The sequence below is a fragment of the Nocardiopsis codii genome, assembly GCF_036327455.1.
GTDB classification, from domain to species: domain Bacteria; phylum Actinomycetota; class Actinomycetes; order Streptosporangiales; family Streptosporangiaceae; genus Nocardiopsis; species Nocardiopsis codii.
On sequence record NZ_JAUZMY010000020.1, the window covers coordinates 48,873 to 72,777 of the forward strand.

The 23,905-nt window shown below is 73.4% G+C and carries 19 protein-coding genes; 12 read left to right on the forward strand and 7 right to left on the reverse strand.

Going from position 1 to position 23,905, the window contains the following annotated elements; all coding sequences use genetic code 11:
• Positions 1-257 precede the first annotated feature (257 nt).
• From Q8791_RS19840 to Q8791_RS19855, 4 genes are all read left to right on the forward strand, one after another.
• Positions 258-878: a YigZ family protein gene (locus Q8791_RS19840; RefSeq protein WP_330093249.1), complete on the forward strand. Its 621-nt coding sequence runs from the start codon at positions 258-260 to the stop codon at positions 876-878.
• A 116-nt stretch (positions 879-994) separates the two neighbouring features.
• Entirely contained in the window at positions 995-2,533 is a 1,539-nt protein-coding gene (locus Q8791_RS19845) for a PQQ-binding-like beta-propeller repeat protein (RefSeq protein ID WP_330093250.1), read from the forward strand.
• A gap of 361 nt (positions 2,534-2,894) precedes the next feature.
• The gene (locus Q8791_RS19850; RefSeq protein WP_330093251.1) at positions 2,895-5,123 is read left to right on the forward strand and encodes a fibronectin type III domain-containing protein; all 2,229 of its coding nucleotides are present in this window, start codon (positions 2,895-2,897) and stop codon (positions 5,121-5,123) included.
• Entirely contained in the window at positions 5,120-5,557 is a 438-nt protein-coding gene (locus Q8791_RS19855; RefSeq protein ID WP_330093252.1) for a spore-associated protein, read from the forward strand. The genes Q8791_RS19850 and Q8791_RS19855 overlap by 4 nt, the downstream gene beginning before the upstream one ends.
• Before the next feature lie 51 nt (positions 5,558-5,608).
• On the opposite strand, the gene Q8791_RS19860 is transcribed toward Q8791_RS19855, so the two are convergent.
• The 7 genes from Q8791_RS19860 to Q8791_RS19890 form a co-directional block, all read right to left on the reverse strand.
• Entirely contained in the window at positions 5,609-7,459 is a 1,851-nt protein-coding gene (locus Q8791_RS19860) for a protein kinase domain-containing protein (protein ID WP_330093253.1), read from the reverse strand.
• Positions 7,460-7,507: 48 nt separating this feature from the next.
• Positions 7,508-9,772: a transglutaminase-like domain-containing protein gene (locus tag Q8791_RS19865; protein WP_330093254.1), complete on the reverse strand. Its 2,265-nt coding sequence runs from the start codon at positions 9,770-9,772 to the stop codon at positions 7,508-7,510.
• Positions 9,760-10,887, reverse strand: a complete 1,128-nt coding sequence (locus Q8791_RS19870; protein WP_330093255.1) for a DUF58 domain-containing protein — start codon at positions 10,885-10,887, stop codon at positions 9,760-9,762. The genes Q8791_RS19865 and Q8791_RS19870 overlap by 13 nt, the downstream gene beginning before the upstream one ends.
• Entirely contained in the window at positions 10,887-11,900 is a 1,014-nt protein-coding gene (locus Q8791_RS19875) for an AAA family ATPase (protein ID WP_330093256.1), read from the reverse strand. Before Q8791_RS19875 ends, Q8791_RS19870 begins: the two co-directional genes overlap by 1 nt.
• A gap of 194 nt (positions 11,901-12,094) precedes the next feature.
• The gene (locus Q8791_RS19880; protein ID WP_330093257.1) at positions 12,095-12,496 is read right to left on the reverse strand and encodes a hypothetical protein; all 402 of its coding nucleotides are present in this window, start codon (positions 12,494-12,496) and stop codon (positions 12,095-12,097) included.
• A 46-nt stretch (positions 12,497-12,542) separates the two neighbouring features.
• Complete coding sequence (locus Q8791_RS19885) at positions 12,543-14,084, reverse strand: C40 family peptidase (RefSeq protein WP_330093258.1); 1,542 nt, start codon at positions 14,082-14,084, stop codon at positions 12,543-12,545.
• A complete protein-coding gene (locus Q8791_RS19890; RefSeq protein WP_330093259.1) occupies positions 14,081-14,689 on the reverse strand; it encodes a hypothetical protein in 609 nt (202 codons plus the stop codon). The genes Q8791_RS19885 and Q8791_RS19890 overlap by 4 nt, the downstream gene beginning before the upstream one ends.
• Before the next feature lie 605 nt (positions 14,690-15,294).
• On the opposite strand from Q8791_RS19890, the gene Q8791_RS19895 reads away from it, so the two are divergent.
• Genes Q8791_RS19895 through Q8791_RS19930 form a run of 8 tightly spaced genes read left to right on the forward strand, consistent with a single transcriptional unit; the run spans position 15,295 to position 23,887 of the window.
• A complete protein-coding gene (locus tag Q8791_RS19895) occupies positions 15,295-15,828 on the forward strand; it encodes a hypothetical protein (protein ID WP_330093260.1) in 534 nt (177 codons plus the stop codon).
• A 16-nt stretch (positions 15,829-15,844) separates the two neighbouring features.
• On the forward strand, positions 15,845-16,180 hold the full coding sequence (locus Q8791_RS19900; protein ID WP_330093261.1) for a hypothetical protein: 336 nt from the start codon (positions 15,845-15,847) through the stop codon (positions 16,178-16,180).
• Between the two features lie 2 nt (positions 16,181-16,182).
• The gene (locus Q8791_RS19905; protein WP_330093262.1) at positions 16,183-16,527 is read left to right on the forward strand and encodes a hypothetical protein; all 345 of its coding nucleotides are present in this window, start codon (positions 16,183-16,185) and stop codon (positions 16,525-16,527) included.
• A gap of 32 nt (positions 16,528-16,559) precedes the next feature.
• Positions 16,560-17,402: a hypothetical protein gene (locus Q8791_RS19910; RefSeq protein WP_330093263.1), complete on the forward strand. Its 843-nt coding sequence runs from the start codon at positions 16,560-16,562 to the stop codon at positions 17,400-17,402.
• A gap of 54 nt (positions 17,403-17,456) precedes the next feature.
• A complete protein-coding gene (locus tag Q8791_RS19915; protein ID WP_330093264.1) occupies positions 17,457-19,028 on the forward strand; it encodes a hypothetical protein in 1,572 nt (523 codons plus the stop codon).
• Positions 19,029-20,498: an SCO6880 family protein gene (locus Q8791_RS19920; RefSeq protein ID WP_330093265.1), complete on the forward strand. Its 1,470-nt coding sequence runs from the start codon at positions 19,029-19,031 to the stop codon at positions 20,496-20,498.
• Positions 20,499-20,510: 12 nt separating this feature from the next.
• Entirely contained in the window at positions 20,511-22,064 is a 1,554-nt protein-coding gene (locus tag Q8791_RS19925; RefSeq protein ID WP_330093266.1) for a hypothetical protein, read from the forward strand.
• An 8-nt stretch (positions 22,065-22,072) separates the two neighbouring features.
• On the forward strand, positions 22,073-23,887 hold the full coding sequence (locus Q8791_RS19930; RefSeq protein WP_330093267.1) for a type IV secretory system conjugative DNA transfer family protein: 1,815 nt from the start codon (positions 22,073-22,075) through the stop codon (positions 23,885-23,887).
• Positions 23,888-23,905 lie beyond the last annotated feature (18 nt).

The window sequence follows — 23,905 nt, forward strand, 5'->3', positions numbered from 1 at the left end:
CCCGGCGGAAAGCGGAGGCATCGCGCAGGCCCGTGGGCGTCCGGACCCTCGTCCGACCTGTGCGGCGGCCGCGAGCGCGCCCGCGGCCGGGGCCCGCTCCGCCCCGGGCGGACGGGTTGAGGCCGTCGTCACATCGGGAGTCGGTCCCGGCGGACCCGGGTCCCTCCGCCCTTCCTGGGGGGCCGGGTGCCGGGAGGGCGTGCCCGTCTCGGGATGGGACACTGGTCTGCGACCACGACCCCTGCCGAACAGGCGACATGCGAACGATCAGACGCGGCGGCGAGCACGAGCTGGAGATCAAGAGGTCCAGGTTCGTCTGCGCCCTGGCCCGGGTGGACGGCGAGGACGCCGCCCGCGCCTTCATCGCCGAGCGGCGCAAGGAGCACTGGAACGCCTCCCACAACTGCACCGCGTACGTGCTCGGGGACGACGGCGGCGTCCAGCGGTCCAGCGACGACGGCGAACCCGCGGGAACCGCGGGCGTGCCCATGCTGGAGGTGCTCCGTCACCGGAGGCTCACCGACACCGTCGCCGTGGTCACCCGCTACTTCGGCGGGACCAAGCTCGGCGCCGGGGGGCTGATCCGCGCCTACGGCAACGCCGTCTCCGCCGCCGTGGACGAGGTGGGTGTCCTGGAACGGCGGCGCCTCCTCGTCGTGGACGTGTTCGCCGACTACGTGCTCGGCGGACGGCTGGAGAGCGACCTGCGCGACTCGTCGCTGACCGTGCGCGGTGTCGCCTACGAGGACCGGGTCCGCATCGAGGTCGCACTTCCCGAGGCGGACCTGGACGACTTCGGTCTCCGCCTGGCCGAGCTCACCGGAGGAAGGGCGGAGTTCGAGGTGAGGGGCGTCACCATCGTCGAGGTCGCGCCCTGATCCCACCGGCCGCCACGTTCACGTGGCTGTAACGGTGGCGGTCCACGTGTATCCGGGGACCACGGCGCGGCTTAGGATTTGCCGTAAACGTCATCGTTCGTGGGGAGAAAACGTCCATGCGCAGCTCACGGGTGCCCCAGGCCCTCACCTGTGGCCTCGCGGCGCTGCTGGTCGCCGGGTGCACCGGCGATCCGGAGCCTCCCGCGCCCCCTCCGGAGACGGAGCCCGCCCCGGTCCCGACCGCGTTCGGGGGCGAGGCGCCGCCCGGTGTCGAAGGCGAGGTCCTGCGGTACCTCCACGGTGACTCCGCCGACACCCACGACATCCTCGACGACCCCCTCGGCGTGCGGATCAGCCCGGTCGGCGACGCCTTCCTCGTCAGCTCCGGCGGCGAGGACCGCCACCTGCTGCACGACGCGGCGACCGGCGACACCCTCTGGGAGGGCGAGGCGCGCTTCCGCGGCTTCGACGCCGGCCTCGACGGCGCCCGGGTCCTGTCGATGGCGGACGCCGACGGCGCCCCGTTCGTCCTGGACTCCCGCGGCGAGCCGGTGTGGGAGCCCGAGGAGGAGGGCGACGCCTACCTCGACGGGCTGGCGGTGCGCCGTCCCGGCGGATGGAGCGCGGAGGAGCCCCACGGGGAGTTCACGCTGCTCGACGCCGACGGCGGGGAGCTGTGGTCCTACGACTTCGCCGAGCCCGAGGAGGCCGGCGGGTCCGAGGACCCCGACGACCCCTCCGGGGACGGCGACGACGCGGACTCCGACGCCGGGGAGCCCGCGCTGGGCGTGCCCGTGGCGGCCCGGGGCGACCTGGTCCTGCTCGCGTCCGGCGGCCCCTCCCTGCACGCGCGCTCCGTCGCGGACGACACCGCGGGCGACGAGCTGTGGACGGTCGACGGCGAGGACGGGGAACTGGGCCTGGACACCTCGGGTCTCGTCCTCCCGCCCCAGGTGCTGGGCTTCTACCCGCTGCCCTCCGCGGAGGAGGACGGCGAGGGGGAGGGGGGCGACGCCACGGACGGTGGGACGGACGGGGACGACGCGACGGACGAGGACGCCGGCGGCGGCGACGGGGCTGACGACGCGGTCATGCTGCTGCGCTGGGCCCAGCCCGAGGCGCCCTCCACGCTCTCCGCCCACGACCCCGTGACCGGCGACCTGCTGTGGACCCTGGAGGAACCGGGCACCAACCCGTCCGCAGGCGCGTTCGACCCCGCCGGAACCGTCGGCAACCTGTACGACACCGCCACCGGCACCCTCCTGCTGCCCCAGGCGAGCGGGGAGGCCACCACGGTCGCCGTCGACCTCACCGAGGGAGAGGTGCTCTGGGGACTGGAGCAGGAGGACGGGTCGATCTCCCCCGCCTTCGCGTTCGACGGACTCGTCTACGGCGACTCGCGCGGCAACACCGGGACGGACGAACAGCTGGTGCTCGACGCCGTCACCATGGACGTGGTCGGCGACGACCTGTCGGCGTACGTGGAGGGGATCACCGAGGGCGGGTACGCCATGCTCGTCCACGACCGGCAGCGCTTCGTGTACGGTCCGCCGCCGGAGGACGCGTCGGAGGACGACCCCTCCGCGACGCCGACGGACGGCCCCGAGGGGGAGCCGGGCGCCGACCCGTCCGAGTCCCCCGGCGACGGGGGCTGACCGGGCGGGGTCGTGTTCCCCCCGCCTCTTCCCCCGCGTCGGCCGGGCTTCCGCGCACCGCACCCGCGCGCCCGTGGAGCACAGCCGGGCCGGGCGTCGCGGGAGATCGCCCGCACGGCCGTTCACCGGCCCGAAAGCCTTCCGGGGCCGCCCCCGGGGCCGCGCGTCCGGAAGGGGACTCCGATCCCGGTGACCGTACAAACCACCACAAAACAACATTGACTGGGCTATCAGTGCCCTGGTAGACATTCTGTGCCTTCCTCCTCTCCCGGCCCCTGATCCGCGCCGAATCCCCCGTCGACTCACGTCCGGCGTCCGCCGACCGACGGGATGGTGAGCCACTCGCAAACGGGAGCCAAGCATGGTGGACCCCTCCTCCGATTCCGCGGCACGAGCGCCGTCGGCTCCTCGACCCGCCCCCCTGCGGCGCTGGGCGCGGGCGGTCGGTGAGCGCACCCGCTCCCACGCCTCGGGCATCACCGTCTCGCTCCTCGCGGCGGCCGTCGTCAGCTCCGTCCTCGGGACCGGGGCCGTCGGGCGCGCCGACGAGATGTCCGACGGCACCGTCTGGCTGTGGACCAGCCCCGTGGGCGAGGCCGTCCGGGTCAACGGGAACAACGCCGCGGTCGACCTCGTGGCCTCCCTGCCCGAAGCCGCCGGCGTGGACGTCCAGGTCGTCCAGAACGACGAGTACCTGCTGCTCTACGACCCCGCCACCGGCAAGGTGACCTCGGTCGACCTCCGACGCATGGGGTTCTCCGGTGTGCTGGAGCTCGGGGGCGGCGGCGACTTCGGCCTCGTCCTGGGGGAGGACACCGCGGCGGTGATCGACCGCGCCACGGGTGAGATCAAGGCGGTCGACCCCGCCACCCTCCAACCCACCGGGGCCACGCTCAACGTCCCGGCGCCCCTGACCGGCGGCGCGTTCGACGAGTCCGACACCCTCTGGCTCGGCGTGCCCACGCAGGGCACGGCCGTCGGGGTGCGGATCCAGGACGAGGACGCCGCCATCACGGAGACACTGGCCGTGGCGGAGCCCGGAGCCGACATCGCCATGACGGTCCTGGACGACGGCGCCCTCGTGACCGACCCCGAGGGCGACCGCGTGGTGGCCGTGCGCGCGGACGGGGACCCCGTGGTAACCGACGCGCCCGTGGAGCTGGAGGGCGCCCGGATGCCCACCCGCACCCACGGCGACGTCGTCGCCGTGACGCTCCCCGAGTCCGGTGAGGTCCTCACCGTCACCGACCCGGCCGGATCCGCCGACATCGGGCACTTCGACGTGGGCGAGGGCGGGGGTACGGCGACCGCCTACGAGGGCCGTGTCTACGTGCCGTTCCCCGACGAGGGGCGGGTCCGCGTCTTCGACGCGCAGGGCGCCGAGCTCAACCCCGTCTCCCTGCCCGGGGCCGAGGGCCCCCTGGAGCTGGAGGTACGGGAGGGACGCCTGTACATCAACTCCCCCCACACCGGCGTGGCCGCGATCATCGACCCGGACGGCAAGGCCACCGTCGTCGACAAGGCCGACCCGCCTCCCGGTCCCGGTGACGCGGACGGCGGCGCTCCCGCGCCCCAGCCGCTGCCCGGCGGGAACGTCGAGGAGCAGCCGGAGACCGAGGGCGCCGTTCCCGACCCGGGCGCCGAGGCCCCGGAGCCCGGGGCCGACGCGGGCCCGCCCGAGGAGCCGGCCGCGCCCGCCTCGGACCCCACCCCCGCGGGGGCGGGCGAGCAGGACGACGAACCCGACGCGGGCGAGGCGCCCGGCGCCCCCACGCCCGTCTCCGTCACCGCCGGGGACGGCTCCGCGTTCCTGAGCTGGCCCGAGGCCTACTCCCCGGACGCGCCCGTGGACGAGTACCAGGTCACCTGGGAGGGCGGCAGGGTCACCGTCGGCGGCGACGAGCTGGACACCGAGGTCACCGGCCTCACCAACGGCTCCACCTACCGGTTCATGGTCCGCGCGGTGAACTCCCACGGCACCGGCCCGGCCGCGCAGACCGCCGAGATCGTGCCCGGCCCGCAGGCCCCGGACGCCCCCGCCGAGGTGACGGCGACGGCGTCGGGCAGCGGCACGGCCACCGTCTCCTGGAGCGCGGTCGAGGGCGCCAACGACTACCTGGTCGCCACCAGGGCCCACTCCGGCGACAACCCCAGCGACCGCACGTCGGGGCAGACGTCCGTGGACGTCGCGGGCCTGTCGCCCGGCGCGACCTACACCTTCACCGTCACCGCCCGCACGGAGGGCATGGTGAGCGGTGAGTCCACCGACAGCGCCCCGCTCACGATGCCCGAGGTGCAGCTGGCCGCCCCGTCGAGCGTCTCGCACGCGGTCTCCGGTGAGAACGTGACCGTGACCTGGGCCCAGGTCGAGGGCGCGGCGGAGTACACGATCACGCCGCGCGGCGACGGGGGGCTCGGCGCCGTGACGGTGACCGGTTCCTCCGCCGGGGGCGGGCAGCTCTCCCACACCATCGCGCGCGGGGCGACGGGGCGCTGCTACTCCTTCACCGTGGTCGCCGTGGGAGCGGACGGGACCGCCGCCGATTCCAGTACCAGCAGCCAGTCCAGGTGCGAACAGGAGTTCAGATGAGCCTCCGCCGGAAGCGGGCCCGCGGGACCTGGGCGGGCGCGGCGGTCGTGGCCGCCGCGGTCCTGGTGATGTCCTCGGCCACCGCCGCCCAGGGCGCCGAACCCAGGGCGCTGTGCAACGCGGCCGTCCCTGACGGCGCGCTGAAGTACACCCAGGACGCTGAGGGATGGCCCAAGCCGCTCCCGAACGGGCAGGGCAGCGTCTATCTCTACTACGAGGGCCAGACCGGCTACAACTGCGCCGTGACCGTCAGCAACGCCGGCTACGCGGACGTCGGCATCCGCCGCACGGACGGCGCGGGCGCCCCGAGGTGGAGCAACGGCTCCGGGACCTCCGGAGCCGTCTTCATCCAGGCCAAGGACGCCTGCATCGACGTGTCGGGGGCGGCCGGCGACCGGTCGGCCGCCTGGTTCGGCACCAACTGCGGAGCCTGACCGGGCCCCGCCCGGGGCCGCCGGACGGCACACCCGCCCCGGGCGGTCCCGTCACCCCGTGCCGCGCTCCGTGCACGCCTCCTCGGAGGGCGCGACCTCGTCCGCGCTCAGGACGGCGATGACGACGAAGCAGTAATCCCCTGCGGCGTCGAGCCCGGTCACCCGCGCCTCCGCGGTGCCGGGCTCCACCTCGGTGAGCGCGGCGTAGGCGTCGCCCGCCGGGCCGCCCACCACGTGGTGCGGTGTGCCCTCCCCGGCGTTGTCCGTCCACGTGAGGACCACCGTGTCCCCGGAGTCCTCCATCCCGACACCCGTGGGGGCCGCCTCCCGGGAGATGGCGGCGTGCGGGGCCGAGGAGGGGTCGGCCGGGTCGGGAACGGCGCCGCCCGGGTCCTCCGCGGGCTCCACGAGTCCGACCGACGCCAGGAGCGCGGCGACCGGGCCCGGGTACACGAAGGCCACCAGACCCAGGGCGATGACGACGATCGCCGTCGCGGACACGACCACCTGCACGAGGCGGAGCCGCCGCGACCGCAGTTCCTCGGCGTCGCGGGCCCCCGGCGCCGGCGCGAGCCCGCCGCCGGGGACCGGCCCGCCGGAGACGGGCCGGTGCGGGGCGTGATCGGCGGAGCCGGGCCGGTGAGGCGCCTGCGCGGCGGGGGCCGCGTACGGCGTGCCCGCCCCGAACACCGGAGCGGGCGGTGGCGTGGGATCGGCCAGGGGCGGTTCCCACTCCACCAGCCCCCGCCAGGGGTCCGGGTCGCCGTGGCCGGGAGCCGGGGCGGGCGCGGTGCGCGGAGCCGTTCCGGGCTCCGTTCCGGGGGAGTACGGGGCGGCGGAAGCCACGGAGCCGGGATGCGGGTCTCCGGGGCGCGGGGACGGGGTGTGCTCCCGGGCCGCCGGAGCCGCACCGTTCTCCCGGAGGGCGTCCGGTGACCCGGGCGCGTGCACCGGCGGAACCGGGTCAGGACCGGGCGCCTCCTGCGTCCGGGCTTCCGCCGACGCAGCCCCCGAGGTCCGATCCGGGCCGGGCGCCTCCCGCGCCGTCGGGGGAGTGTGCGCCGACCGGACACCGGTCCCCGTGGACGCCCCGCGGGCGTCCGCTGCCAGAGCCGCGGCGAAGCCCTCCGCGTCGGCGAAGCGGTTCCCCGGATCCCCGTCGAGCGCCCGCGCGAGCGCCGCGACCAGAGGTGCGGGCAGGTCGGGACGCGGCGGCCCCGGCGGACCGCCGCCGAGCACGCGCTCCCGGTAGCCGAAGGGGTCGGCTGAGGCCTCCGCCCCGTCACCGAACGGGGGACGCCCCGCCAGCAGTTCCCACAGGGTGGCGGCCAGACGGTAGACGTCGGAGGCGGCGGTCGGCGGTTCGCCCCGGACCGCCTCCGGCGGGGCGTGGAGCAGCGCGCCGGTACGCGGTCCGATCGGCGGCGGGAGCGCACCCCCGGGCAGCACCGAGCCCGTACCCGCGAGGACCGCGCCCTCCTTCCCCGCCAGCACGTGGGACGGCTCCACGGCGTGGTGGAGCAGGCCGAGCGCGTGCACGCCCGCCAGCGCGCCGGCCACGTCCAGGCCCACGCGTACGACCTCCTCCACCGGCAGCGGGTGGTGCTCCCCCAGGATCCGCCCGTAGTCCCCGCCCCCGTGGTGCTCCATGGCCACGAACGGACGCCCTGAGGTGGTCGCACCGTGGCCGACGACCCGCACCACCCCCGGCACGCCGGACACCCGGCGCAGGCGCTCGGACTCGGCGTCGCCGTCCGGGCCGCGCAGGACCCTGACGGCGACCGGGTCGCCGCCCGTGTCCGGGACGGCCCGGTAGACCGTCGAGGCGGCGCCGCGGTGCAGCACCTCCAGGGAGTGGAACCCCGGGACGAGGCTGCCGCCGCCGGACCCCGTGCTACTCATGGAACGCCCCTTCCCCGCCGTGCGGCGGGCGACGATCGGAGGCGGGCGTCACGGCGCCCGCCAGAACAGGGGACGGGGATCGAACCACCAGGCCAGCCTTCTGCCGCGGCCGGGTGTGCGCCGCAGCGCGCGGCACTGGCGGCGGACCCCGTCGGTGATGTGCGCGGCCTCCGTGTCGGAGATCCCGGCGCCCGGGGCGAAACCGACCCGGTTGACCGCCCCGCCGAGGCGCCGCAGGTCGACCCGCGCCCACTCCCGCCCCTCCTCGGGGAGGAGGTCCTGGACGAGCGCCACGGTGTCGCCGACCGTGTGACCCGGCTGCGGCGCGCTCGCGCACTGGCGCAGGTGGTCGCGCAGTTCCCGCCACGCGCCCAGCACGCGCCGCTCGGGGACGCCGGGCCTCAGCCGCCACCGGCTCCGCGCCAGCCGCAGTGTCGGCACAGCGCCCACGGCGGCGAGCAGCACGCCACCCGCGGTCAGGAAGGGCCACAGCGGCGTCGACTCGCGTTCCCTCCCCGGCGGGGAGCCGGGGTCGGCGTCGTCCTCCAGGCTGTGCGCGTCGTTCGCCTCCTCGGGGGTCTGCGCCTCGGCGGCGCCGGAGGAGGACTCCTCGTCCTCGTCCTGTCCCTCCTCCCCGGGGGTGACGGAGAACGGCACCCACCCGACGCCGTTGAAGTACACCTCGCCCCACGCCAGCGCGTCGCCGGTCCGCACCGTGCGCACGCCGTCCCCCTCGTCGGAGCCGGAGCCGAACCCCACGACGACGCGGCTGGGCAGCCCCGCCGCGCGGGCGAGCATGGCGAAGGCGCTCGCGAACTGCTCGGAGGTCCCTCCGCCGCCCTCCTGCCCCGGAGGGGCCAGCATGCCCGCCACGTTCGCGTAGCCGTGCCCGCCGGGGGTCTCCGCGGAGAAGTAGTGGGACTCCCGCAGGTACTCCGAGAGGAGGACGGCGCGCTCGTACGGCGACCCCTGCCCGGCCACGGCGGCAGCCACGTCGTTCAGGACCGGCGGCGCCCCCGGAGGCAGTTCGCGGTAGCGGTCGAAGACCGAGTCGGCCGGAACGGACGCGCCCGCGAGCTCGGCCGCCCTCCAGTCCGCCACGTCCCCGGTGACCTCGTAGTGCGCCCCCGCGATGTCCCCGTCCGCGCTCACCACGGTCCCCGAGACCGCGTCGTAGCCCAGGGGCTGGAGCCCGACCCGCCGCGGGACCCCGACGACCGGAGCCCAGCCGCCCGGCAGGTCGTCGCCGACGGAGATCTCCGCCCGGACGCCGGTGGCGTGCGGCGGTGGCGGCACGGGGTCGGGAAGCACCTCCCCGGCGGCGCGGTAGCCGCCCTCGGGCAGCCAGGTGGTCCCGGTGAACTCCGCGAGGGCGACCCACCGCAGGTCGACCGGTTCCTCGGACCGGACCGTGAGCAGCGGACCGTCCGGCTCGGCGGCCCAGGCCGAGAGGTAGCCGAGCGGGTTGAGGGCGGCCTCCGGCGCGAGGGGAGGCCGCACGGCCTCGCGGGGATCGCCCGGAGCCGCCTCCCAGGAGGCGAGCAGGACGGGACCGCCGAACACCGTGGCGGTGGCCGCCAGCGCCGCCGCGAGCGCGGTCACCAGGACCCGTCCGACCCGCCCGAGCGGGTGCGCGTCCGGGGTGTCGACCTCGACCCGCAGGTCCTCCGACCCGGCGCGCGCGTTCGCGGCCGACCGGTCGTCGGAGGAGGCGGCCATGAGCAGGATCGCGGCGACCGCGACCAGGCCGATGGAGGGGAACCCCGGCGGGGCGACCGGGCCGTTCAGGACGACGGCGCCGACGAGCGCCAGGAGGCCGGGGAGGACGGCCAGCGCCGGCCGGCTCCCCTGCCAGAGCAGCACCGAGGCGACACCGGTGATCCAGGTGGCCAGGAGCGGCAGCGTCAGGGTGTCCACGTTCAGGGGGGTGGGCGCCGCGCTGGTCAGGATGCGCGCCCCGGAGTGGAGGAGGGCCTCCGCCGTCCCCCCCAGCACACCCGTCCCCTGACCGGGCAGCCGGACCGCGCACACCACCACGCCCGCCAGGGGCAGGGGCAGCCCGACGAGGATCCCGGCGAGCGGCGACAGGCGGGCCCGCGCCGCCAGGGTCACGACGACGGAGAGCAGGGCGCAGAGCGGCAGCACCGCGTAGACCGGCCCAGGTACGGCGTAGCCGGGCGCGAGGGCCACGCCCCCCGCCGCGGCGGCCATGACGAGTCCGACGGGGGCCAGGACGGCGCGGAGCGGTGTGCCGGGCCCCCTCCCGTGGGCGGGCGCGGTCTCCGGGGGGCGCGGCGGGGTCAGCGTGACCATGGCGTCTCGTTCCAGCGTTCGACGAACCCCGCCGCGTCGCCTGCGGCGAGCAGGGTGACCGACGCGGGGGCGTTCGGCCGGTCCTCCGCGCCGACGGTCACCGCGATCAGGGCCGAGTAGTGGTGTCCGAGCTCGCCGAAGGACCGCAGGTCGGTGGTGGTGAGCGCACCGCTGATCAGGACGGCGGTGTCCCCGGCGGGTCGGGTCCGGGCCATGCGGAAGGCCCGTGCGAGGTCGGCGTCCGGGGTCGGCCGCGCCTCGGACAGGAGGTCGAGCAGCGGGGGCAGCCCTCCGCTGCTGTCGCGCCCCCGGCCGCTCACCAGGCTCGTCTCGCAGTGGAGCGACGCCTGCACACCGGTCGCCAGGACCGAGGCGGCCGCGCTCGCCACCTCGTCCAGGCGCTCCTCGCCCCCGGCGGTGGGCCGGTCGTCGACGATGACGTGGAGGCGAGGCTGCGAGGTGTCGATGTACTCGCGGACGACGAGCCTGTCCAACCGTGCGGAGCTGCGCCAGTGGACCAGCCGCAGGTCGTCGCCGGGCACGTAGTCCCGCAGCGAGTGGAAGGTCTGCGCACCCGCCGGGGCGCCGTCGGCCGTGCCCTCCGGGTCGGCCACCCGGCCGACCGGGACGGTGCGCAGCCGCTCCCAGCGCGGATGGACCCACACCTGGTCGGTGCCGCCGCACTCCCGGTACACCGCGGCGAGCCCCAGCGGGTCCGCGCGCCCGGCCCGGAGGGGGCCGAGGGTGACCACCCCGCGCCGGGTCGCCCGGACGCGGTACTCGGTCCCGCCCTCGGCGCGCGCTCCCAGCGACGGCAGCCGGACCGGCCGCTCGCCCCCGTGGCCGCGCACGGGTTCGACCACGCGGACGGAGCGCCGGCCCGGGTTGCGCGTCTCCACGCGGACGCGCAGGGCGGAGCCCGGCGAGGTGCGGGGGGAGGGGAGCGAACGCCGGACCGACACGGCGGCGGGACGCCCCACCACGAGCGAGGCCACGGCGACGGCGGTCACGGCCACGCCGCCGAGAAGCGCCAGCTCCTGGTACTGGGACACCACGCCCACCGCGAGGAGGACGAGGCCCGCCCCGACGACGAGCCATCCCCTGACGGTCGGCATCAGCGGCCCGCCGGGGCCCCGGACGCGCCCGGGGACGGCGCGGGGGTCTCGCGGAGGATCCCGTCCAGGACGTCGGCCCCGGTGCGGCCCCCGACCGAGGCCTCGGGGGACAGCACCAGGCGGTGGGCCCACACCGGCTGGGCCAGGAGCTTGACGTCCTCGGGCTCCACGAAGGGGCGGCCCGAGACGAGCGCGAGCATGCGGGCCGTCCTCGCCATGGCCACCGTCGACCTGGTCGACAGGCCCACGCTCAGCTCCCGGTGGTCGCGCGTGGCGTGGGCGACGCGGAGCACGTACTCGTAGATGGAGTCGTGGACGAACACCCGCCGTGCGTCGCCCCGCATGGTGGCCATCCGCTCGGCGTCGACGGTCGGCTTCAGGTCCTCGGGCGTGACCAGCCGGTCGCCCCGGATGATGGCGAGTTCGGACGCCGGATCGGCGTAGCCGAGGGTGAGGCGCACCAAGAACCGGTCCAGCTGGGCCTCGGGCAGCCGGTACGTCCCCGACATCTCCACGGGGTTCTGCGTCGCCACGACGAGGAACGGGGAGGGGACGCCGTGCTGGACGCCGTCCACGGTGACCGCCCGCTCCTCCATGACCTCCAGCAGGGCCGACTGGGTCTTGGGCGATGCCCGGTTGATCTCGTCGGCGATGACGACGTTGGCGAACACGGGGCCGGGGCGGAACTCGAACTCGCGGGTCCCCTGGTTGAAGATCGTGACGCCGCTGATGTCGGAGGGCAGGAGGTCCGGGGTGAACTGGATGCGACGCCAGTCGCCGTTCGCGCTCGCGGCGATGGCGCGGGCCAGGGTGGTCTTGCCCGTGCCGGGGACGTCCTCCAGCAGGATGTGGCCCTGGGTGAGCATCGCGACCAGCGCGAGCCGTACGACGTCGGACTTGCCCAGGACCGCGGCCTCGACGGAGGCGGCGATGCCGTCGAACTCGTCGGCGCGGATGACCGCGTCGTCGGAGGAGAGGGGGGCGTCCGAGGGGGGAGAGACGTGGGTGTTCATGGAGAGGGCGTCTTTCCGGGTGAAGTGCTGAGGGTGGAGCGCCGCCGCCGTTCCCGGCGGCGGAGGGGTGTGTCGTGGGAGCGCTCGGGGCAGGCGCTCACCGGCGTGGGGGCGGCGCGCTCGCGGCGAAGCCGCGCGAGTCGGCGCCGACGGGACGGACCGCTCCCGAGGGAGCGGTCCGGGGGGAGACGGGGTCAGGCGTGGAGCGGAGCGGCGCCTCTGCCCTTCCCCCGCAGCATCGGTCCGGACATACCGTAGCTCTGACCGGACCCCGCGGTCTCGAAGGCCCCCGCCAGGGCGGAGAGCAGGCCGGTGGCGCCGCCCACCGCGGCGCCGGCGGCTCCCAGGATGTCCGAGCCGGCGCTCATGGCCAGGCCGCCGAGAGCCCCGAGGCCCTTGAGCCCGGCCTTCGCGCCGAACTTGAGGGCGCCCAGGGAGAGGGCTCCGGCGCCCTTGGTCGCCCCCCAGGCGAGGCCCTTCCAGCCGCCCTTTCCGGCGAGCCAGGCCGCGCCCCGGCCGGCGACGGCACCGCCGAACCGCTGAATTCCCGCACGGAGCGCGGTGCCCCCGAGGGCAACGACGATAGGTGCGACCATGGTGGATCATCCTCCCGGGTTGGGTCTGGAGTACGGAGACGGGCGGTCACACCTGCGCGGTGCCCCCGCCGCCGGAGGAGTCGGGGGTGATCCGGACCGCTCCCACGAAGACGGTCTGGTAGTGGCTGCTCTCGATCGACACCTCGATGATGTGCTTGCCCGGAGCCGGAGCATGGATCATCTGCCCTCCACCGCTGTACATTCCGACATGGGAAGGGAACGGTGAACCTCCCGGATAGTGGAAGAAGACGAAGTCGCCCGGCTGTAGCACCGAGACGTCCAGGGCGTCGCCCTGAGCCTGGTCGAGTACCGTCTGCGCCGTCCCGTTGCCGTACCCGGGGCCCGGTTCGCCCAGGTTCCACTGGCTGTCCGTCACCCTGGGGACGGTGACCCCCATGGAGTTCCACGCGGCCAGGAGCAGGCCGGAGCAGTCGTAGCCGGACGGCCCCGTCCCACCCCAGATGTACGGCATCCCGATCTTGCTCCGCGCGAACTCCACCACGGTCCGGTGCTCCTCGCTGGCGTTTCCCAGGAACGCGGCCCGGGTCGCGTTGCCTCCCTGCTCTTCGCAGTCCTTCGCCCCGTCGGACACCATGGAGGCGGTCTGGATGTTCGCGGGGGGAGAGGTCGGGGCGATGTCGGAGTTGTTGTAGTACTCGATCACGTCCATGACCTGCGCGACGTACCAGCTCGCGTTGTTGTGGATGTAGAGCGTGCACTCCAGCGGGCTCACGTTCGGCCGGCTCGGACAGGCGGAGCCCGTCCCTTCCTTCCGGGCCTTCTCCGCGTAGTAGGCGAGCCGGAACGCCCCGGAGGTGATGTTGTCGTGCGGGTCCCAGACGTTGACCTGCCCGTCGTTGTTCCCATCGACGCCGAAGTAGGGGACGAGCGTCCCGGGATGCTTCGAATCCGGCCCCCTCCCCGGATTCGGATCGCCCAGTCTGTACGCGGGGCGCTCCGAGACGGCCTGGAGCGGTTCCCCGCCCCACGCGTTCGCCGCGGCGCCCATCCTGGCACCGGGTGACCGGTCGTCGCCCCGGCCGCGAAGGGGTTCGAGTACTCCGAACTGGACGATTCCGGCCGCGCCGTAGGGGTTGCGCTCCCCAGAGGTCAGACCGGAAGGCCAGGACGAGGTCCCGGGACCGTACTGGCCGTTCTGGGTCTCGATCGCGCCGACGGCGGCGACGACCTCCCACGGGATGTCATAGGTCTCGGCCGCGGTGCGGTGCATCCGAAGGATGTCCTCGGGGATGTCCACCCGTACGGTTTTCTCGCCAGAGGCCCCGCTCTCCCCGTGTGAGCTGATGGTGATCGTCGTGCCGGAGGACGAGGAGGACGCGGAAGCCTGGACGATGCCGGACGACGAGGGCGAGGAGTTGAACCCGCTCGCGGTGACGCCGCTGTCGGGGCCGCACATGGTGGCCGCGTACGCGATCCCCCCCATGACCGCGAGCGCTGTGGCCCCGCCCCCGACCCGCGCGGTCGCGCTACCACTGTCACCGGCGCGCCCGGGCTCGGACAGAAGGCGGTCGCGCACTCGCCGCAGGCCATCCCGCACGGTGAGGAGGACGTCGTTCGGGCTGCTCATACGCCTTCCCCGTCGTTTCCGAGGGACGCGTCCTGGAAGGCGTAGACGGCCCAGGCATCGTTCTCCAAGACCATGGTGACCGCGTAGGCGAGGGGCTCGTCGTCTCCCTCTTCGCCGGTATCGCTCAGGGTCCGCGCCTCCACCTCGAAGATGACCGCCGAGGTGCCGATGTTGCGAATCCCCGTGACGGACGCCGACGCGCTGGTCCGCTGTGCGTCCCTCGATGTCGCGCTGTTCGGCGCCGTGAGGATGAGGGCCTCCATGGTGCCGAAGAACTCCTCGGCCAGCATCGGGGAGAGGCGGGCGATGCGTTCTTCGCCGTTCTCCTCGGGGCGGACCTCGCTGTAGGCCGCGACGAAGGCCCGTGCGGTCTCCGCGCCGGCCTCCAGTTCGGCCTCCGAGTAGGGCATGAGCGCCATGACGTCGCCGACCCCCTCGCCCCCGCTCCCACCCGACTCGACGGACGCGTCCGGCGGGGGCGCGGCCTCCTCGTCGTCCGGGCCGGACAGCAGCTGCTGGGCCAGGACCACCAGGGCGACGACCAGGGCGGCGAGGATCCCGAACACGATCGTCTTCTCCCGCGAACCGCCGGTGAAGTCGCTCATGACGGACACGCTGTTCTGATCATGGGTACCCACTAGACGGGAGGGCGGACAGATTCACCCATGCGTACAGGGAGGGGACCGGAAGCGCAATGGGGCCGAGGAAACAAGCGTGTCACGAAGAGTGATATTCGGTAACGTTTCGGTTGACGACCTGCGGGTTCTGTTCCGGGAAAAGGCGTGGGGTCGGATGGTGGTCGTGCGCCGCAATGGCATTGATCAAGGCTTATCACGCAGGAGAGTGGAGTGGCTCTTTTGTGTTCGTGAAATCATCTCGGCCTCGTTCACTTTCCAGTGTTTCCAATCTCCGATCGGTCACGCAAAGTAGTGGTGATGAAAACGGTCACTTGATCGGATTCGTTCCTGTGCGGTATATATAGCCTGCTGTTCGGCCCCCGAACCCGGTTCGACGGCGCCACCGCATTCTCGCGTTCGCAGCGCGACACCCCCCACGGTGCGGAGAGGCCCGGGGCCTCCGGGGGCGGACGACCGCCCTCCGGACTCCCCCGGATCCCAGCCCTGCGCGGCACTCCACAGCCAGGCCGCGCGGGGAGCGCCCGACCCCGGCAGGGGGACGGCGCCTTCACGACACGGACGAGGGGACCCTTATGAGGAGGCGACAGACCGGCGGTGCGGACCAGGGCGAACCGGCGGGGCCGCCTCTGCCCGACTGGGCCAGGGAGATGGTCGTGCTCGGATGCCACGGCGGAGCGGGCACCACCACGCTGCGCGTACTGCTGAACACCCCCTGGGACCTCGGCGCCTACTCGTCCGACAGGGGCGGGATCGGCGCCTTCGGACGCCCCCTGGTCCTCGTCTCCCGGAACAGCGTCGCATCGACCGCGCGCGCCGCGGAGGTCATCAACGTCCTGGAGGGCGACGGCATCCGGCCCGCCGCGCTGGTGGTCGCGGCGGACGGCGCCGGCCCCGAGCCCGCGGAGTCCGCGGCCCGCCTGGGCCTGGTCCGCGACCGGGTCGGCCTCCTCGTCCGCTTCCCGTTCGTCCCGGCCCTGCGCTACGTGGACGCCGTCGAGGCGGACCGGGTGAAACTCCCCACGAGGGCGCGGCGGGCCCTGGACCAGATCAGGAACGCGTGCCACACGGCGGCGAGCGAGACCCTGACGCGGCAGGCCTCAGGGTAAGGAGAACTGGAAACGCATGGACGTTCTGAACGCCACCAACGACCTGGTCACCCACATGGCAGCCGTCCCGATGGACGGTACCTTCGGCTGGACCACCGACCCCGACCTGCCCGCCTTCGAGGACGGGCACGACCCCATCCAGCAGGTGCTCAACTGGGGTCAGGGCATCATCGTCGTCATCGGCATCATCGGCATCCTCTTCGCCGCCGGCAAGATGGCCATCGGCAAGTTCGGCCGCTCCGACCTCGCCGCCGACGGTGTCGGCGGACTGGTGTGGACGGTCATGGGCATCTCCCTGATGCTCGTCGCCGTCCCGATCATCCGGGCCGTCGCCAACGTCGCGGGCGGCTGACGGTGCCGCCGGAACTCCTGCCGGCCCTCGCGGACGCGGCGCACCTGGCCGCGGTCCTGCCCGCGGAGGTCACCTGGGACGTCCGGCCCCGGATGCCGGACTGGGGGGTCGGGGGGACACAGGACCCCGACGGGGACCCCGTCGGCCGGTTCCTCAACCTCGCCCAGGGCGTCGTCGTCGTGATCGGGGTCATCGGCATCCTGTACTCGGCGGCCAAGATGGCGATCGGCAAGCTGGGCCGCTCCGAGGTGGCCGCCGACGGTATCGGCGGAGTGGTGTGGACCGTGATGGGCGTCTCGCTGATGCTGGTCGCCATCCCCGTGGTCACCACACTCGTCGGATCGTGAACGGATCGTGAGAGGTCGGGGGGCGGAGCGCAATGGCGTACGAGCCGATCCACGTCGCTGACGCGGCGCGGACGCCGCTGGCGATGGCGCAGTTCCAGCAGTCCGGGAACGAGGTGCTGGGCTACGTCGCCTGGGGAGGGGCCGTCATCGGCGTCCTCGCGCTCATCATCATCGGCGGGCGCATGATCCACGCCAACTTCACCGGCGACCCCTGGATCGCCGCGCGCGGTATGGCCGAACTCCCCTGGGTGGTCCTCGGCGTCGTCCTGCTGATCGCGTCCGGATCCCTCGCCGGGATGCTGCTCCAGGGCTCGTACCACGAGACGGAGGACGACCTCGGGTCCCTCATCGCGGGGGTCGCGGCCGAGCAGAACGACGTCGAGCGGGAGAGCGCCGGTTGTGAGGGCGCGCTCCAGGACCCCGACTCCCGCGAGTTCGTCTGCCCCGACGACGACGGGTGGGAGCGCCTCTCGCACTCCGTTCCGCTGACCGGCCCCGACGACGAGCGGTGCACCCGCGACGGCAAGGCCGACTGCTACGACTACTGCTTCGTCTCCGGATTCCATGACGGGAACACCGCCTACACGCGTTCCCCCTGCACCCCGAGCGGGGACGACTTCGCGCTCCTGAAGGGCGACAACTGGATCTGGGCCGACTACCACTGCCCCAATCTTCCCTCGAATTTGTGGAACGAAAGCGGATCGTGCCCGGACAATCCGGTGGACCACTTCGACGACGTTCCCCGGGAGTACGCGCGCGCAGGGCGCGGTGAACCCGCGATGCACAAGTACTACATCTGCACCGAATTCCCGGAGTGGGCGAACGGAAACAAGCGCGAGGACCAAGTCGGGAACGGTTACTGCGACGTCGGATAAAACAGGTTTCCGTCAAAGGAGAACGGTCGGATGATGAACCGGGGAGGTGGATAGATGGAGAACGACGCGACGGCGAGCTGGATCACGGAGAGCCTTCAGGGCATCATCGAGCGGATGTTCGGCCTGCTCATCTCCAGCGGCAGCGGGGCGCCCCTCCAACGGGAGTACGGCAGCAACCAGCTCGTCGTCGACCAGGGCGTGCTGCAGCTCCAGAACGTCTTCAACCCGCTGATCCTCTTCCTCGCGACCCTGGGCATCCTGGTGGCGGCCATCCGCCTGCTCTGGACACGCAGGCTCGATCCCATGATGGACCTGGTCCGGGGCCTGCTGACGGTCATCATCACCACGTTCGCCGGGCTCTTCTTCGTCTACGTCCTGGCGGGCTTCAGCGGCGGCCTCACCCAGATGATCCTGGACACCGGGACGTATTCGGCCCCCTACGAGAACGGCAACGGGTCGCGGCAGGTCAGCTTCCTCGTCGCGGCACAGGAGGTCTACCCGAGCATCATGCGGGTGGGCGCCGACGAGAACGACCTGGGCTTCGCGGAGGACTCCGCGCGCGAGGCGGTCACCTATCTGATCAGCCTCGCGGTGATCCTCGGGCTCATCGCGCAGATGATCGTCCTGGCGATGCTCAAGTCGATCGTCTACCTGCTCGCGTGCCTCCTGCCGCTGGCCGCGGCGAGTTCGCTGGTCCCCGGGCTGAAGATCTTCCCGAAGGTCATCGGCTGGCTCTTCGCCTGCCTCCTGTACAAGCCCTTCCTGTTGTTGATCTACCTGTCCGGCCTCGTCCTCATCGCGACCACCGACACCAGTGACGAGGAGGGCCTGTCCAGGTACCTCCTGGGAGCGGCGATCATGCTCATGGCCACCGGCGCCCTCCCCGTCCTGATGAAGCTCATGAGCTCGGGCAGCGTCTGGATGATGGCCCTCGCCGCGGGCGGCGTCAGCTCCCTGGGAGGGGGCGGCGGAGGAGGCGGCGGAGGTGGTGGAGGCGGGAACGGCAGCGGTGCCGACGCGTCCCCCTCGTCCGCGGCAGGTTCCCCACCCGCGAGCGGCTCCTCGTCCGCCAACGGCGGGGCACAGGCCGCCGCGGCCGGAGCCAACGAGCGCGCCGCCGGAGTGGCGCGCAACCTCGACGAGGGCGGTGGAGGACAGCCCGCCGGGGACGGGGCCTCCGCGGTGGCGGCGAGCGCGGCCGGCACGGGCGCCGTCGAGACCGGCACCATGGGCACACAGGGCGGACCCACCTCCGGTGGCGGCGGCCCCCTGGGCGGTGCGGACGGGACCGGGAGCGTGGACGGCGCGATGGGCGGAGGCCCGGAGGGCGGTGCGCAGGACGGCGCCGCGACGGCCGCCGCCGGCGCGACGGAGTCGGTCAGCTCGACGTCGGTCAGCGGTTCGGAACAGGGATACAGCCAGACGGTGGCGTCGGGGGCGGACGGTGGCGGCGGCTCCGAGCCCGGGGCGGTCGGAGACGCCCCCGCGGGCGCCGGAGCGGCCGACACCGGAGCCGTCTCGGGAGGCGCCTCGGGCGGCGGGTACTCGGGCGGTGCCGGAGAGGTGGCGCCGGAGGGAGCCTCCGGGGCGCAGTTCGCCGACGGAGCCGACGGAAGGATGGTCTAAGTGGTCCGCACGTACGGAGGGTGGCGCCGCCGCCGCAGCATCGGGCTGTTCGGCCTCGGCCTGACCGCGACCCTCGTCCTCCTCGGAGGCCTGGTCGTCCTGATGCTGTCGGGCATGTTCGCGCCCGGCTTCGCCCTCTACCTCCTGCCGGTCATGGCGGTGGCGTTCGTGTTCGCCGCGGTGCCGGTCCAGGGGGAGTCCCTGCTGAGCTTCCTGCTCACCCGTCTGCGGTGGTGGTGGGCCAAGGTCCTCGGCCACACACGCTACCGGGCGGGCGTCATGGTGGAGCACCCGCGGGCCTTCCAGCTGCCCGGCATCCTCGCCCCCGTCACCCTCCTCTCCTGCGAGGACGGCAAGGGCGGGCGGTTCGGCCTCGCCTGGAACCGGAGGCTGGGGCACATGACCGCGACGGTCCTGGTCTCGTCCAACTCGGTGTGGCTCGCGGAGCCGGCCGACGTCGACACCTGGGTGGCGAGCTGGCACCAGTGGCTCGCGTCCCTCGGCTACATGCCGTGGGTCCAGTGGGTCACGGTCACCGTCGAGTCGCGCCCCGACCCCGGGAGCGCGCTGCGGACCAACGTCGAGGCGGACATCGACCCGCAGTCCCCCGCGGCGGCCCGCAAGATCATGCGCGACCTCGTCCTCAACGCCCCCACCGTGAGCGCCCAGGTCGAGACCCGGATCAGCATCACCTACGACCCCCGCAAGTTCCCGGTGGCCCCCAAGGACCGCATGCAGGCGGCCGTGGAGATCAGCGGCTACCTCAACCAGATCGAGTCGAGCCTCGCCACCACGGGGGTGTCCGTGCTGGGGCGCGCGACGCCCGAACAGCTCGTCGCCATGGTGCGCACCGCCTACGACCCGACGGCGCTCAACGACCTCAGCTCCCTGCTGCACACGACGCCCGAGGACATCGGGACGCTCGACTGGACGGACGCGACCCCCGTCGAGGCCGAGGCGCACCACGACCGCTACACCCACGACAGCGGCACCAGCGTCTCCTGGATCTGGCAGGAGGCGCCGAGGACCCACGTCACGAGCACGGTGCTCGCCGAACTCCTCTCCCCGACCCGCTGGGCCAAGCGCACCACGCTGCTGTTCCGCCCCTGGCCCGCCGCCGCGGCGGCGCGCGCGCTGGAGTCCCAGAACTCGGCGGCCCAGTACAAGAGCGAGCTGTCCTGGCGGGTCCGGCACCGGGTCAGCGCGAGGGACAGCCAGGACCTCGCCTACGCACGGCAGGCGGCCCAGGAGGAGACGCGCGGAGCCGGCCTGGTGCAGGTGAGCCTGTACACGACGGCCACCGTCGACGACGAGCAGAGGCTCAAGCAGGCCGTCGCGCACACGGAGTCGGCGGCCGAGACCTCCCGGATCCGGCTGCGCCGGGCCTGGGGCAGCCAGGACGTCGCCTTCGCCACGACCCTGCCCCTCGGCGTGTGCCCGCCGTTCCTCGTCCAGCGCGGTATGGGTTAGAAGGGGGCACCGATGGCCATCGTGGACCGGCAGAGCCGGCGGGAGGAGCGCCGCCAGCAGCGGGCGGAGCGCAAACGCCTCAAGCAGAGGCAGGAGCAGAAGGAGAGGGCGGAGCGGCCGGACCGGTCGGCGGAGCGGGACAGGGAGGTCATCGCCCCCCTGCTCGGCTGGCGGCACAAGGGCGGCGGGGCCTCGCCGAACATCCCCAACGCGGTCGAGTACCAGGCCACCACCGCCCAGGCGTGCGGCCTCTTCCCGTTCGTCACCAGCAGCAAGCCGCCGTCGATCGGCACCCCGATCGGACGGGACCTGCTGTCCGGCGAGGTCGTCTGCCTCGACCCCATGGCGTGGCTGCGCGCCGGGCTGATCACGAACCCCGGCTGCTTCGTGCTGGGGCAGCCGGGCACGGGCAAGTCGACGTTCGTCAAGCGGCTCGTCACCGGGGCGGTGGCCTTCGGTTCGCAGGCCATCATCCTCGGCGACACCAAACCCGACTACACCGACCTGATCGGCCACCTCGGCGGACAGGTCGTGCGGATCGGCCGCGGGCTGGACCGCATCAACCCGCTCGACGCGGGCCCTCTGGGCGGGGTCATGGACCGGCTCACCGAGGTGGAGCGGGAGAAACTGCGCTGGGAGGTGCGCTCCCGCCGGATCTCCCTGCTGATGGCCCTGTGCACGCTGGTCCGCGAGGACCGGATCGCCAACGCCGAGGAGGTCGTCCTCGGCGCCGCGGTCGACCTCCTCGACGAGCGGCTGGCCGGCACGCGCCAGCCCAACGTCATCGACGTCCTCAAGGTCGTCGAGGAGGGCCCCGAGTCGCTGCGGTCGTTCGCCCGCGCCGACACCAGGGACCAGTACGACAAGCGCGTGGACGACCTCGTCTTCACCCTCCGCCTGCTGTGCACCGGCTCCCTGGCCGGGGTGTTCGACGGCGAGACCACGAGCCCGCTCGACATGGAGGCGCCGGGCATCAGCGTCGACATCTCCCGTGTGGGGGCCGCCGGCGACAAGCTGCTGACCGCGGCGATGCTGTGCACGTGGAGCTACGGCTTCGGGATGGTCGACGCCGCGGCCGTGCTCTCCGAACACGGCCTCATCCGGCGCCGCTCCTACATCGGCGTGATGGACGAGCTGTGGCGGGCCCTGCGCGGGGCCCCCGGCCTGGTGGAGTTCGCCGACTCCCTCACCCGGCTCAACCGTTCCAAGGGCATGGCGTCCGTCATGGTGACGCACTCCCTCAGCGACCTGGAGGCGCTGGCCACCGAGGAGGACCGGGCCAAGGCCCGGGGCTTCGTGGACCGCTCCGCGATCACCGTCCTCGCCGGACTGCCGCCGCGCGAACTGGCCTCCGTCAACCGGATCACCCCGATGACCGGTCCCGAACAGGGGCTGGTCGCGTCGTGGTCCTCGCCGGACTCCTGGCAGCCCGGCGCGCGCCACCCCGGACGCGGCAAGTACCTGATCAAGACGGGGGCCGAGCGGCTCGGCATCCCGGTGCAGATGACGCTCACCCGTGACGAACTCACCCTGTACGACACGGACCAGGCCATCCGGCGGGAGTGAGGACGACCATGTCACGTGAACGCCCGAAGTACCAGGTGAAGGGCGGGGCCGCAGCCGCGGGGGCGCCGCCCCTGCTGGTGTTGATCGCCCTCTGGGGCACGGTGGGGCTGTTCTTCCTCTTCTGGCTGGCGGCGCGGATCGTCGCCTCCCTGACCGGGGGGACCGTCGGCGGATTCGGCATGGCATGGGTCGTCTCGCTGGTGATCTGGGACACCGGGACGGTCTGGCCGGGTACCCCGACCCTCCCCGTCGTCCTGCTGTTCAGCCTCTTCGCCGCGCTGTCGGTGGCGCTCCTCTGGTGGGTCCTCCACCGGGTCCGGAACGCCCTGTACGGGCAGCCGGGCGCGGTCAGCGCCCTGAACAAGGACAACGAGACGGTGGCCGAGCTGGCCCGGCCCGAGGCCGCCGAGAAGGCGGTGCGGCTGCGCAGGAGCTCGCTGTCCGGCCGGAAGGGCAGGGGGCTCAAGGACGCGGACGTCGGCCTGACCATCGGCGACATGCGCGGTGACGGGAACCGGACGGGCGCCCGGCTGTTCGCGTCGTGGGAGGACACCGTCCTCGCCTTCATGGCCCCCCGCGCGGGCAAGACCACCGCGATGGCGATCCCCTACGTCCTGGACGCGCCCGGACCCGCGCTGGCCACGAGCAACAAGGCCGACGTGTGGTCGGCCACCGCGCGGATCCGCGAGCACACGACGGGCGAGCGCGTGTGGCTGTTCGACCCCCAGCACGTCACACACCAGGGCCAGGAGTTCTGGTGGAACCCGCTCACCGACGTCCGCGGCGTCGAGGACGCCTACCGCCTCGCCGGACACTTCGTCCTCACCATCGACGACGACTCGAAGAAGGACATGTGGGGCCCCGCGGCCCGGGCGCTGCTCTCCCAGCTCATCCTCGCCGCGGCACTCGCGGGGAAGTCGCTGTCCACCGTCGGGGAGTGGCTGCACGACACCAAGCTCCCGCAGCCGGTGGACGTCCTCTTCGAGCACGGCTTCACCGCCTACGCCGAGGCCCTTCGCGAGACCCAGAACATCGTCGCGGAGACCCGCGACGGCATCTACACCACCGCCCGCACGGCCGCACGCTGTCTCGACGACCCCCAGATCATGCAGTGGGTGACCCCTCCCGGGGTCCGCCCGCTCCCCGAGTTCGAGCCGCGGTCGTTCGTGACCAGCAAGCAGACGCTCCACCTGCTCAGCAAGTCCCGGGCCGCCTCCGCGCCGCTCATCGCGGCCCTGACCGACGCGATCTTCCTGGCGGGGGAGCAGGCCTCCGAGGCGCAGGGCGGGCGGCTCGACCCGCCCCTCGTGGCCGTCCTGGACGAGGCCGCGAACATCTGCAAGATCGCCGACCTCCCCGACATGTACTCCCACCTGGGGTCCCGCGGGATCGTCCCGGTCACCATCCTCCAGAGCTACCGGCAGGGCGTGCGCGTCTGGACCGAGAACGGCATGGAGGCGATGTGGTCCGCGGCCACGGTGAAGGTGTTCGGCGCCGGGCTCGACGACCACAAGATCGTGGACGCCCTGTCCAAGCTGATCGGCCAGCACGACGTCTCCACCACGTCGTTCAGCTACGGGGAGGGCAAGGGCAACCACTCCGTGCAGCTCCGCAGGCAGGAGATCATGCAGGGATCCGACATCCGCCAGATCGACAAGGGCGAGTGCCTGCTCTTCGCCACGGCGGCCCAGCCCACGATCCTGCGCATGCGCCCCTGGTACAGGACCGACAAGGCCAGGCTGGTCACCGCGGCGATCAAGGACGCCGAGGAGCAGATCACCACCGGCGCCCGCGCGAGCTACAACGCCTCCGGGGGCGCGTGAACGGGCGTCGACGACCGA

What these genes read in the sequence shown, in the direction of transcription:
- Q8791_RS19915 (WP_330093264.1), top strand. Translation starts at nt 17,457, where the DNA reads ATGGAGAACGACGCGACGGCGAGCTGGATCACGGAGAGCCTTCAGGGC.
- Q8791_RS19855 (WP_330093252.1), top strand. Translation starts at nt 5,120, where the DNA reads ATGAGCCTCCGCCGGAAGCGGGCCCGCGGGACCTGGGCGGGCGCGGCG.
- Q8791_RS19865 (WP_330093254.1), bottom strand. Translation starts at nt 9,772, where the DNA reads ATGGTCACGCTGACCCCGCCGCGCCCCCCGGAGACCGCGCCCGCCCAC.
- Q8791_RS19885 (WP_330093258.1), bottom strand. Translation starts at nt 14,084, where the DNA reads ATGAGCAGCCCGAACGACGTCCTCCTCACCGTGCGGGATGGCCTGCGG.
- Q8791_RS19840 (WP_330093249.1), top strand. Translation starts at nt 258, where the DNA reads ATGCGAACGATCAGACGCGGCGGCGAGCACGAGCTGGAGATCAAGAGG.
- Q8791_RS19845 (WP_330093250.1), top strand. Translation starts at nt 995, where the DNA reads ATGCGCAGCTCACGGGTGCCCCAGGCCCTCACCTGTGGCCTCGCGGCG.
- Q8791_RS19890 (WP_330093259.1), bottom strand. Translation starts at nt 14,689, where the DNA reads ATGAGCGACTTCACCGGCGGTTCGCGGGAGAAGACGATCGTGTTCGGG.
- Q8791_RS19870 (WP_330093255.1), bottom strand. Translation starts at nt 10,887, where the DNA reads ATGCCGACCGTCAGGGGATGGCTCGTCGTCGGGGCGGGCCTCGTCCTC.
- Q8791_RS19880 (WP_330093257.1), bottom strand. Translation starts at nt 12,496, where the DNA reads ATGGTCGCACCTATCGTCGTTGCCCTCGGGGGCACCGCGCTCCGTGCG.
- Q8791_RS19860 (WP_330093253.1), bottom strand. Translation starts at nt 7,459, where the DNA reads ATGAGTAGCACGGGGTCCGGCGGCGGCAGCCTCGTCCCGGGGTTCCAC.
- Q8791_RS19875 (WP_330093256.1), bottom strand. Translation starts at nt 11,900, where the DNA reads ATGAACACCCACGTCTCTCCCCCCTCGGACGCCCCCCTCTCCTCCGAC.
- Q8791_RS19925 (WP_330093266.1), top strand. Translation starts at nt 20,511, where the DNA reads ATGGCCATCGTGGACCGGCAGAGCCGGCGGGAGGAGCGCCGCCAGCAG.
- Q8791_RS19900 (WP_330093261.1), top strand. Translation starts at nt 15,845, where the DNA reads ATGGACGTTCTGAACGCCACCAACGACCTGGTCACCCACATGGCAGCC.
- Q8791_RS19930 (WP_330093267.1), top strand. Translation starts at nt 22,073, where the DNA reads ATGTCACGTGAACGCCCGAAGTACCAGGTGAAGGGCGGGGCCGCAGCC.
- Q8791_RS19910 (WP_330093263.1), top strand. Translation starts at nt 16,560, where the DNA reads ATGGCGTACGAGCCGATCCACGTCGCTGACGCGGCGCGGACGCCGCTG.
- Q8791_RS19850 (WP_330093251.1), top strand. Translation starts at nt 2,895, where the DNA reads ATGGTGGACCCCTCCTCCGATTCCGCGGCACGAGCGCCGTCGGCTCCT.
- Q8791_RS19895 (WP_330093260.1), top strand. Translation starts at nt 15,295, where the DNA reads ATGAGGAGGCGACAGACCGGCGGTGCGGACCAGGGCGAACCGGCGGGG.